Below are 11,315 nucleotides of genomic sequence, written 5' to 3'. Positions count from 1 at the left end.
TTCGAATTTACCTGAAATGTAAGTTATTAATCTATAACTACTTTAAAAGAAGCAGTAAGGTAGTAGGTAATAAATAACATTCTAATTTCAATAATTTATTATTGCTGTACGGTTTTGTTTTAATTTGTATGATTTTGTAGAAAGCACCAAAAGTGCAACTTAATACTTGCTTTATTTTGGGCTAAGTATAATTAACAATCAGCATTTTAAAAGCAGACGCCTAAAATATTAGCTATATAGTATTAAAGCTACAAACTGTACTTTTTACAAATTAAATTGAAATATTAATTGCTTAGGAGCGGTCTTGTAAGAGTGATGTAGGTATTGCTTGATAAAAACACTTCAACTCAAAGCATCACTCAGCAATGGTTAGCCATTATTTTCGCGGGTAATTTTAACTGTGAAAAATTCCAACATAGTCATCAAAAAATAATCATACGAGGTCAAATCCTACCATGAGTAAAAAAATCATCTTAATAGCAATTATTAGCTTATTTGCCCTGACTATTTTGTATTTTACTGGCGCATTTAATCGTGACGCAGTGACTGCACAGCGTTTTGTTAATTTACAGCAAGGTGATAAAACCCATAAGGGATTTCGCCGAGCACACGCAAAAGGTATTTGTTTAGCAGGCTCTTTTGAGTCAACGGGTGAGCTTGCTAAGTATTCGCAAGCGAAGGTATTTGATTTAGGGGCAAGTCCTTTTGTAGGTCGCTTTTCTATTGCGGGTAATAATCCAACTGCACCTGATTTAAAAGCACCTGTGCGTAGTTTAGCGTTTTCTATAACTACTGATGATAACCAAGAATGGCGGGTGGCAATGAATACGCCTCCAGTTATGGCCGTAGCTACGCCAGAAGCGTTTTTTAAACAACTACAAGCACTTTCACCCGATCCGGTGACTAAAAAGCGCAGCCCAGAAAAAATTAAAGCGTTTTTTGCAGCGCACCCTGAAAGTGCTGCTTTTAATAACTGGAAAGCAAGCTACACGCCAACCAGTAGCTTTGCCACTGAGCAATACCACAGTATCAATGCGTTTTATTTGGTGGATGAGAATGATGAAAAGCATGCCGTACGCTGGATTGCTAAACCACTATTAAGTGATGAAAATATCCAACCACTTAATAATAATTCACCAGATGCGTTGCAACTACAACTTAAAGACCAAGTAGCTCAGTCTCCGGTTAAGTTCGATATGCTGTTTAGCTTTGCAACCGAAGAAGATGATGAAAACAACCCAACTGTTTTATGGCCACAATCGCGCAAAACCATTAACGCTGGTACGTTAGTAATATCACGCTTGCAAGCACAACAGGGTGGGGTATGTGAAAACATGAACTTTGATCCGCTGGTATTACCAACAGGTATTGAGCCAAGTGCCGATCCTATTTTACGTGCCCGTGGCGCTGCGTATGCAGAGTCATTTCGTCGTCGTGCTAAAGAAGTACTTTTAAATAATTAATCACAGGAATGAGTCAATGAACACAATTACTAAATACTCAGCGTCGAGTATGCTTATTCACTGGGCAATGGCATTAATTATACTTTCTATGTTATTTCTTGGTTTATCGATGGTACAAAGTTTAGCCGTATGGCAAGTAGAAGCTATACAACTACATAAATCGTTTGGCGTGTTAACACTGATATTAGTGGCGATAAGATTAATTAATAAAGTACTGCATAAAAGCCCTGCATTACCCCAAAGTGTGCCTAAAGCACAAGCTTTAGCGGCACATTTAACCCAAGTGGGCTTATATGCGTCTATGATTTTAATGCCAATTTCAGGCTGGTTAATGCAAAGTGCTGACGAACGTTCTGTGAGCTTTTTTGGTATATTTACTTTGCCTAATTTAGTTAGTAAAAATATTGAGACCTATGCATTTTTTCGTGAAGCACATGGCTTAATTGCTTATGCATTTTTACTGTTTATTTTTATGCATGTAAGCGCTGCACTTTATCATGGTTTAATAAAGCAAGATGGCGTATTGGGTTCTATGTTACCGGGTAAGCATAAATAATTTAGTCAAAGTTAATTAGGGGCTGTTGACCTTTTGAGATTAAATTTGCAGCAGTCTGTTTGGTATTTAGGCAAGGAAGAGCCTAAGTAGTGTGAATATTCCACATAAATAGGCGATAACGCAGCATCAATGCCAAACAGGCGCTGCCCGAAGGGTTCTGCCTAGAGGCGATTTACTCTTTGTTGCCTACATGGATGTAGGTAAGGGGCGTGAGCAGGACGCGGAAGCTTTGCTCGGTTTTTACTTATTCTTACATGGATGTAAGCCAGTAGAATAACGCAGGAGCAGTTATCGAGCCCACTAGGTTGCAAACCTCGCGCCGCGATTAAACCGCCCCTAGTTTGAACAAATATTAATCCGCAAAGGTCAGCAGACCCTAGTTAAAGGATACCTAAGGGAGAGAATAAATGCTATTGAGAGGCTGAATTAAAAAAATTATGGCTTTTTATAACGATGTGCGCCACATAATGGCGCACACAGTAATCGTTGTATTTACTTATGACGACCTTGTAGGCAAGCAACTACATCAGTGAGTTCTAACCCTTGGCGTTGTAGTAGTACAACGAGGTGATACAACAAATCGGCCGATTCGTTGGTAAGTTCATTGTTGTCATGTTTCATTGCTGCAAGTGCCACTTCTACACCTTCTTCACCTACTTTTTGACAGCTACGGCTTAAGTCTTCTGCAAACAGTGACGCAGTGTAGCTTTTTGATGGGTCATCATTTTTACGCTCAACAATGACATCTTCTAATTGTGCTAAAAAGCTTAAGCTTGGTTTAGCATCATCGCCAAAGCAGCTTTGTGTGCCTAAGTGGCACGTTGGGCCCTCTGGGTTAGCCATTACTAAAATTGAGTCGTAGTCACAATCGGTATGAACCGATACCACATTTAAGTAGTTTTCTGATGATTCGCCTTTAGTCCATAAACGCGATTTAGAACGCGAATAAAAAGTCACTTTATTGCTCTCAAGCGTAACTTTTAACGCTTCGCTGTTCATAAAGCCTTGCATTAAAATAACGCCAGAGCGGGCATCTTGAACAATAGCAGGGATCATTTCGCTTTTAGCAAAATCAACTTGGGTTTGGTTTTTTTGTGTTAATTGCATAATCTTGCTGCCACTTGGTTATCGGTTAAATATTGTTTTAATTCGCCAATGTTAATCACATTTTTGTGAAAAACGCTTGCTGCCAATGCGCCATCGACTTCGCTTTGTTGAAATACATCAACAAAATCTTGCATACTGCCTGCACCGCCTGAGGCGATTAAAGGAATATCACACAGCTGGCGTATTTTGCTGAGTTGCTCGTTGTCGTAACCGTTGCGAACACCATCTTGGTTCATACAATTTAAAACGATTTCGCCTGCACCTAAGTCTTGTACGCGTTTAACCCATTCCTCGGTTTTGTAACGGGTGCGGCTTGACGCATTAGGATCGCCGGTTAATTGATACACTAAGTATTCGCCGGTTACTTCATCGTAAAAACTGTCAATACCTACAACAACACATTGCTTACCAAATTCATCGTGTAGCTCTTTTATGAGTTCAGGGCGTGCAATAGCAGGGCTGTTGATACTTATTTTATCGGCACCACGCTCTAAAACCCGTGCTGCATCGGCTACCGATTTAATACCGCCAGCCACACAAAATGGAATATCAATGTGGCGGGCAATGTTTTCAACCCAGTTAACATCAAGTAGGCGTTTTTCAACACTTGCGCTGATTTCGTAAAAAACCAGTTCATCGGCACCAGCATCGCTGTATGCTTTTGCCATTGTTAAAATATCGCCCACTATTTCATGGCTTTTAAATTTAACGCCTTTTACTACTTGGCCATCTTTTACATCTAAACAGGGGATTATGCGTTTTGATAACATGCTAACGCCTCCTCAACACTAAATGCGCCATCAAGTAGTGACTTACCTAAAATTACGCCACCCACACCAAGTTCATTGAGCTTTTTAATATCATCTAACGAGCTTACCCCACCTGAGGCTTGCACTTTAATATTTGCATTATGATTAATTAAATCTTCATAAAGCGCAAAAGAAGGGCCTGACATGGTGCCATCTTTGCTGATGTCCGTGCATAAAAAGTCAATAACACCCAGAGCAACGTAAAAATCAATCAGTTCAAATAGTCCAAACTCAGATTCGTTTAGCCAACCGTGAGTTGCTGGTGCCCATCCGTTTGCAGCTTTATTAACATCAAGGGCAATTACAAAGTGCTCAGCACCAAATTGTTCAATCCAGGCTTTTACTTGCTCACGCTTTTCAACTGCCATTGAGCCAATAACCACTTGGTTTGCACCTGCTTTTAGCCAATCGCTCACGTCTTGCTCTGAACGAATACCGCCACCTACTTGGTAAGGTACGTTAAGCGATTTTGTTGCTGCTTGAATATGTTGCCACTGTTTTTTACTTGGATCCCGTGCGCCCTCTAAATCTACAAGGTGCAATTTACCTGCGCCGCTGTCGGCGTATTCTTTTAACCGTGCGCCAAGCTCAAAAGGATAAAACTGGGCGGTGTCGTATTTACCTTGGTATAAACGAACAATTTGATTTTGTAATACGTCTAATGCTGGAATAATCACTGTATTTCTCTTTTAAAAGCATGAAGAGCAACCTAAAGTTGCCAATCAATAAAATTTTGTAATAAACGCGTGCCCACTTTAGCGCTGCGTTCAGGGTGAAATTGCATGCCTGCATAATTGTCTTTAGCAACTATGGCTGAAAAGGTTTGGCCGTATTCGCCGCTTACAAGTGTTGCGTCGTTTACGGTGTGCGCAAAGCTATGAACAAAGTACACTTGCTCGTCTTGTGTTAACCCTTTAGTAAGTGCATGCTCTTTATTAATGCTTAAGTTATTCCAGCCCATATGCGGTGACGTTAAACTCCCTACATCAAGGGCTTTTACTTGCCCTGGTATTTTACCTAAGCATTGCACGTTACCTTCTTCAGTGCTTTCGCACAGTAACTGCATCCCCAAGCAAATTCCCATTAGCGGGCGCTGATATTCGTTAATTGCTTGCTGCCAACCATTATCAACCAAACGCTTCATAGCAACAGATGCATGACCAACACCGGGTAAAATAGCACGTTCATAGCCTGCTAATTGTTCTGGCGAAGTAATCACCGTAGGGGTTTTCCCTAAACGCTCAAATGCAAACCGCACTGAGTTAATATTGGCACACCCGGTATTAATTATGGCAATCATAAACATCCCTTAGAGCTGGCTGTTTGTTGGCTGGTGTCTTGTGCTACTGCCATACGAAGAGCACGTGAAAACGCTTTAAATAAGCCTTCTACTTGGTGATGACAGTTACCGTCACTCACCGATAGAATAAGGCTAATAGCGGCATTATCGCTTAAGCTTTTAAAAAAGTGCTCAACCATTTGTACGTCTAAATCACCGGCTTTTTCACGGCTAAAGTTAGCGTTTAATACAAATGAAGCGCGACCTGATAAATCAATTTGTGCCTCTGCTTTACATTCATCCATTGGCAGTGCAAAACCATAGCGCGCTATTTGCGATTTAGTGCCAAGCGCTTGTTTAAGGGCAACACCTAGTGCAATACCAATGTCTTCAACAAGGTGGTGCTCGTCTATGTGTAAATCGCCTTTGGCTTTAATGTTTAAACCAATGTTGGCGTGCGTACGAATTTGATCAAGCATATGATCAAAAAAGCCAAGGCCAGTTTCAATGCTGCCATTTTTAGTTTGATCTAGGTTTATGGCTACATCAATTTGGGTTTCTTTGGTGTTACGCGTAACACGGCCTTCGCGGTTGGCTGTGGTTAGCTTGGTAACAATGGCAGGCCAGCTGCCATCGTACAAAATGCCTTCACAACATAAGTTTTGCGCAAGACCAATATCGGTTTGGCGATCGCCAATTACATATGAACGTGCTAAATCAACCTTGCCTGAGCGCATCAGTTCGGTTAGTAAGCCTGTTTTTGGTTTACGGCAATCACAGTTTTGTTCATCAAAATGTGGGCAAATTAATACTGACTCAAAGCTAATGCCTTGGCTATGCAGTATGTCCATCATTTTGTCTTGAGCAATATCGAAATCGGCAGTTGGAAAGCTGTCTGTGCCCAAGCCATCTTGATTCGATACCATCACTAAGCGATAGCCTGCTGCTTGCAGTTGCAATAAAGCAGGAATGACACCTGGTAAAAAAGCTAGTTTTTCAAGGCTGTCGACTTGTTTATCGGTGATTGGCTCTTCAATAATAGTGCCATCGCGGTCTATAAATAAATAGGGGTTACTCATGATACTTCCTGTTGTGCTGCGGTTTGTGGCAATTGCAGGCCATCTAACCAAATTTTTACTTGTTCTAATTCTTGTTCATTACCAATTGAAATACGTAGCCAATCATCTTCATTAAATAAGGTGAAGGCGCGCATTACTAAGCCTTGTTTAAGCGCTTGTTTAAAGTAATCCTTGTTAGCTAACTTTAAAGTAACGAAGTTGCCTTCACCAGTAAGTATTTTTAATACTGCAGGGGAGGCGTTTAACCAGTCAATAAGCTTTAACTTTAAGCTATTTAAAATCGTTACTTGGCGACGCATTGAGGTAATGGCATCAGGGGCAATGGCTTGTGCTGCAATGCTGGCCACCACACCCGATACCGGATACGGTGCAATGACTTTACGAATAGGCGCTAATACACTGGCCTGAGCGAGAGTAAACCCTGTTCTCAAACCCGCGAGTGCGAATGCTTTTGAGAGTGTACGAAGCACAACAATGTTACTAAACTCGTTTATAAGTTGTGTTGCACTTTGCTCTGGACAAAACTCTATGTAGGCTTCATCAACAATCACTAATGCTTTACCTGCAACCGCAGTGGCAATGGCTTTTACTTTATCTAGCGGCGTTAAGCTTCCAGTTGGATTATTTGGATTACAAATAAACACTAGTTTTGAGCTACCCACAGCGGCAACTATTTCATCCACGCTGCCATTTAATAAAAGCGCTTGTGTTAGGCCATTGATTGCGACGTTGTGTGTATCGGCCGTTACTTTGTACATACCATATGTTGGTAAAAATAGTGCAATACTGTCTTTTGACGGTTCACAGTAGGCACGTACTAATAATTCAATGCCTTCATCTGCGCCGCGAGTCATTAATACATTTTCGTTTTCAAGCTCAGCATAGGCAGCGTAGCGGTCAATAACTAATTGAGGCTGAGGATCTGGATAGCGATTCAAGTCTTCAATTGTTATTTCAAGGTTTTTAGCATACGGGCTTTCGTTCGCATTAAGCCAGGTTGTGCCGGTTAGTTTTTCACTTTTAGCTGAGCTATACGCAGCAAGCGCTGCAATATTATCAGGTAATAAGCCGCTATCATTGCTCATTTTTTATTGCCTCTAAACGAATTGAAACCGCATTAGCGTGGGCATCTAGGCCTTCTGCATCTGCTAAGGGTAAAATAGCTTTTGAAAGCTCAGTTAAGCCACGTTTACTGATGGTCTGTACTGTGTAAGTACGGAAAAAATCAAGTAAATTCAAGCTAGAATAAGTTGCACTGTAACCATAAGTGGGTAACACGTGATTAGTGCCTGAGGCATAATCGCCCGCTGACTCAGGGGTGTAATCGCCAACAAATACAGAGCCTGCATTCTTTACTTTATCTAAATAAGGAGTGGCATCTGCAAGTTGTAATATTAAGTGCTCTGGTCCATATTGCGCTGATACGTCAAACGCTTGAGCTACTGAATCAACTAGAATAAGTGACGAATTAGCCAATGCCTGTTCGGCAGTGTTTTTTCGGCTTAAGTTGGCAAGTTGACGTGTGAGTGCATCTTGCGTTTGTTCAATAATGGTTTCACTGTTACATAATAAAATAACTTGTGAGTCAGCCCCGTGTTCTGCTTGAGAGAGTAAGTCTGCAGCAATAAACTCTGGGTTTGCACGTTCATCTGCAATCACTAACACTTCTGATGGCCCTGCTGGCATATCAATCGCCATACCTGGAATCGTTTGTGCGACTAACTGTTTTGCCATAGTGACAAAGCTGTTACCTGGGCCAAAAATCTTATTCACTTTAGGAACAGACTCCGTGCCATAGGCCATTGCAGCAATCGCGCCTGCACCGCCGCTTTCAATAATTGTAGTGATACCACATAATTTAGCTGCATATAAGATAGCCGGGTTAATTGCTTTATCACCTTGTACTGGGGTGGTTAATACCACGGTTTTTGCACCGCTTAACTGCGCCAATACACCTTGCATAATAACCGATGACGGAAGAGGGGCACTTCCGCCAGGTACATAAATACCGACTGCTTCGATGGCTTGATATTTCAGTTCACAGTCAACGCCGGGTTGAGTCGATAACTTAATATCTTTTGGTAGTTGCGCTTGGTGAAAACATTTCACATTGGCATAAGCGGTATCAATTGCATATTTAAGCTCTGGGCTTAGCATTTTCTCAGCGGCATTAATTTCATCAAGTGGAACACGTAAACGCGGCTTGGCTCGGTTATCAAACTCTTTTGCTAATGCAAGTAGAGCGGCATCGCCTTGCGCATTAACTTTTGCCAAAATAGTCTGGCAAATGCTTTCTACTTTTTCACTTGCTGATACAGCAGGGCGCATAAGCGCCGCTGCCTGAACTTGTGATGATTCCTCATTCCAACGAAGCATTGTTGTTACTCCATCATTTTTTCAATTGGCATAACTAAAATAGAATTGGCACCAAGGGCCTTGAGTTGTTCCATGGTTTCCCAAAATAGGGTTTCACTGCTCACCATGTGTAGAGCAACATATTCATCATTCCCCGCAAGAGCCAGTAATGTAGGTTGGCCAGCGCCAGGTAAAATTTCACAAATCTCATCAAGCTTGTCTTTTGGTGCGTGTAACATAATGTACTTGCTTTCTTTAGCTTGCTTTACACCACGTAAACGAGGCATTAGTTTATTAATGAGCGCTAATTTTTCAGGATCTTGTAGTTGAGTGTTTTGGATTAAACAAGCATTTGACTCTAAAATTGTATCACCCTGCATTAAGCCATTTGCTTCAAGCGTTGCGCCTGTAGAAACTAAATCACAAATCGCATCGGCAAGTCCTGCTCGTGGTGCTACTTCCACTGAACCTGTTAACATTACTGTACTGGCGTTTATGCCTTCGCGTTTTAGGTATTGGCTTAAAATTTCTGGGTAAGTGGTTGCTATGCGTTTGCCTTCAAACCAGCTCTTGTCTTGTTTACCAAGTTCTTGTGGCCATGCAAGTGCTAAACGACAGTAACCAAAGTCAAGTTTAGCAAGCTTTGTTACTTCACTCGGTACACCTTGGCGTTCTCTTTCTGCTTGCACTTCAACTAATACGTTTTCGCCAACAATACCTAAATCACATACACCATCCATAACTAAGCCTGGAATATCGTCATCGCGCACACGCAAAACGTCGATAGGCATGTTGGTTGAGTGTGCTATTAGACGCTGCTCACGAAGATTGAGTTTTACACCCAGTTGTTTAAGTAGATCTTGACAATCTTTAGATAGGCGGCCACCTTTTTGGATGGCGATACGAAGACGATTACTATTATTCATTACTCATTTTCCTTTAATTTAAAAACTAAAAACCCCGAGGGGAAACCTCAGGGCGAAAATGAATCTTGGTATGTTGATTCGCCAGAGGTTTCCTTTTAGGAACAACCTCTCAGCGAAAGACCTGACAGGTTATTCCGATGAATGATGGTGGTGATGTACAACTGTCAGTGAATTAAGCATTTTTATATCCTGTTTAGCTATTCGTTACTATGTTAACGCTTAGCTGCTGTTTGTTTAATAAATTTCGCATTTATAAAAACATATTCACTAACATCATGGCAAGGAAAATTTTCTTTAATTAAAGAATATCTTATAACTGCCGGTACTAAGAATATAACCCATTTAAATTAGTGTTACATGAATTGTTTGATTTTCATTCATCAATAGACTGAATTTTTGAAGGGGGTACGCATAGCTATGATGCCCACTTATTTGGATAAAGTAATCGGTTTGTAGTATGAGTCTAAAGGTATGTCTTATATCGCAGATGTGTAAAACGGTGCAGCTACCAAAAATTACAACTTGAATTACAAAAAAGAAAAAACGAAGTGCTTTATAAAGAGCAAACTAAATCACAAAAAAACGGTAATTAAAATGATGATGGAATTGAACTCTTGGGCTTAAATCATTATTTAAACAAAGTTGATTAATCATTTTTACGCCACTTTGCAGGTGTTAACCCTGTGCTTTTTTTAAATAAGCGAGAAAAAAAGCTACTGTTTTCATATCCTACATCGACTGATATTTCGTTCACGGTTTTATCTGTTGCTAATAACTGTTTTTTGGCTCTATCTATGCGCACTTCTTGTACATACTTGTTGATTGATATACCTGTTGCTTGTGAGAATCGCCTTTTTAAATTGCGCTCACTAAAGTTAAATTGTTTTGCTAATTTATTGATAGTGACTACACCGCTTGAGTAATTATGAATCCAATCTTGTACTTCGTTAATTTTTTCGTCTCTGTGATTATTAAATTGAGGCAAAATAAGGTTTAACTTACCAGAGTCAGAAATAAGTAAATGAGTAGCGCACTGCTGAGAAAAACGATCGCCTTTGTCTCGAGCAACAAGGCTTAAAAGTACGCTAATACCCGCTTCAAAAGAGCCCGTTGTATATATATTTCCCTTTCTTAAATACGATTTATGACTAATAAATTGGCAATCAGGAAATAATCCACTTAGCGGCTTGACTAAGCTCCAATGTGTAGCAATCACCGTTTTATTTAATTTACCTGTTGCCGCTAAAAAATAAGAGCCATTACTTAAACAAAGAATAGACGTATTACTACTTATTTTAGGTTTTAACCATTCAATAATTAACTCAGTGCCCCGTGGCATATTTTTTAATTTAGAACCTTCTATCGGCGGTATAATAACTAAGTCATACTGCTTATCAGTAAGTGACTTATCGGCAATAACCAGTGAATTACTCGAGCTTGTTATAGGTGCACCGTCGGTCGTTATTATTTCTACGTTATAACTTTGAGGTAATGAGTAATGTGTGTCGAGTAAAGAAACAATGGTAAAAAAATCTTTAGCTAAAAATACGCTAACAGCCCAGCAGCCCTCATAGGCAATAATTGCTATATTTTTCATAATTCTTATGGCCCAATCGGACTATTTAAAATGCCTGTGCAGACATAGTATTTTAATTTTTGTATAAGTAACATTAAAAGATACTTTAAAGACTTATATAGTTTTAAAGTTATTGTTTTTAAATGTTTTTTTACTATTAAAAAC

11 protein-coding genes are annotated in these 11,315 nt (G+C 40.1%); 2 read left to right on the top strand and 9 right to left on the bottom strand.

Annotated elements, in window-relative coordinates:
* The first annotated feature begins 455 nt into the window (after positions 1-455).
* Together QL989_RS18730 and QL989_RS18725 are read left to right on the top strand one after the other, a co-directional pair.
* Positions 456-1,463 carry a catalase family peroxidase gene (locus QL989_RS18730; protein ID WP_290171640.1) on the top strand — a complete coding sequence of 336 codons (1,008 nt, stop codon included), beginning with the start codon at positions 456-458 and terminating at the stop codon, positions 1,461-1,463.
* Between the two features lie 16 nt (positions 1,464-1,479).
* Positions 1,480-2,019 carry a cytochrome b gene (locus QL989_RS18725; protein ID WP_290171638.1) on the top strand — a complete coding sequence of 180 codons (540 nt, stop codon included), beginning with the start codon at positions 1,480-1,482 and terminating at the stop codon, positions 2,017-2,019.
* 492 nt (positions 2,020-2,511) lie between these two features.
* On the opposite strand, the gene hisIE is transcribed toward QL989_RS18725, so the two are convergent.
* From hisIE to QL989_RS18680, 9 genes are all read right to left on the bottom strand, one after another.
* On the bottom strand, positions 2,512-3,126 hold the full coding sequence (gene hisIE / locus QL989_RS18720; protein ID WP_290171636.1) for a bifunctional phosphoribosyl-AMP cyclohydrolase/phosphoribosyl-ATP diphosphatase HisIE: 615 nt from the start codon (positions 3,124-3,126) through the stop codon (positions 2,512-2,514).
* The gene (gene hisF / locus QL989_RS18715) at positions 3,117-3,896 is read right to left on the bottom strand and encodes an imidazole glycerol phosphate synthase subunit HisF (RefSeq protein ID WP_290171634.1); all 780 of its coding nucleotides are present in this window, start codon (positions 3,894-3,896) and stop codon (positions 3,117-3,119) included. Before hisF ends, hisIE begins: the two co-directional genes overlap by 10 nt.
* Positions 3,878-4,612 carry a 1-(5-phosphoribosyl)-5-[(5-phosphoribosylamino)methylideneamino] imidazole-4-carboxamide isomerase gene (locus QL989_RS18710; RefSeq protein WP_290171633.1) on the bottom strand — a complete coding sequence of 245 codons (735 nt, stop codon included), beginning with the start codon at positions 4,610-4,612 and terminating at the stop codon, positions 3,878-3,880. The genes hisF and QL989_RS18710 overlap by 19 nt, the downstream gene beginning before the upstream one ends.
* Before the next feature lie 32 nt (positions 4,613-4,644).
* On the bottom strand, positions 4,645-5,235 hold the full coding sequence (gene hisH, locus QL989_RS18705; RefSeq protein WP_290171632.1) for an imidazole glycerol phosphate synthase subunit HisH: 591 nt from the start codon (positions 5,233-5,235) through the stop codon (positions 4,645-4,647).
* The gene (hisB, locus tag QL989_RS18700) at positions 5,232-6,293 is read right to left on the bottom strand and encodes a bifunctional histidinol-phosphatase/imidazoleglycerol-phosphate dehydratase HisB (RefSeq protein ID WP_290171631.1); all 1,062 of its coding nucleotides are present in this window, start codon (positions 6,291-6,293) and stop codon (positions 5,232-5,234) included. Before hisB ends, hisH begins: the two co-directional genes overlap by 4 nt.
* Positions 6,290-7,378, bottom strand: a complete 1,089-nt coding sequence (hisC, locus tag QL989_RS18695; RefSeq protein WP_290171629.1) for a histidinol-phosphate transaminase — start codon at positions 7,376-7,378, stop codon at positions 6,290-6,292. The genes hisB and hisC overlap by 4 nt, the downstream gene beginning before the upstream one ends.
* Complete coding sequence (gene hisD / locus QL989_RS18690) at positions 7,368-8,669, bottom strand: histidinol dehydrogenase (protein WP_290171628.1); 1,302 nt, start codon at positions 8,667-8,669, stop codon at positions 7,368-7,370. Before hisD ends, hisC begins: the two co-directional genes overlap by 11 nt.
* 5 nt (positions 8,670-8,674) lie before the next feature.
* On the bottom strand, positions 8,675-9,574 hold the full coding sequence (gene hisG / locus QL989_RS18685; protein ID WP_076920229.1) for an ATP phosphoribosyltransferase: 900 nt from the start codon (positions 9,572-9,574) through the stop codon (positions 8,675-8,677).
* Between the two features lie 646 nt (positions 9,575-10,220).
* The gene (locus tag QL989_RS18680; protein ID WP_290171626.1) at positions 10,221-11,171 is read right to left on the bottom strand and encodes a helix-turn-helix domain-containing protein; all 951 of its coding nucleotides are present in this window, start codon (positions 11,169-11,171) and stop codon (positions 10,221-10,223) included.
* Positions 11,172-11,315 lie beyond the last annotated feature (144 nt).

Origin of the sequence: Pseudoalteromonas sp. APC 3224 (genome assembly GCF_030407535.1) — a bacterium.
Lineage (GTDB): Bacteria > Pseudomonadota > Gammaproteobacteria > Enterobacterales > Alteromonadaceae > Pseudoalteromonas.
Note: the sequence above shows the minus strand (reverse complement) of the source record. Positions and strands in the feature narration are given on the sequence as shown.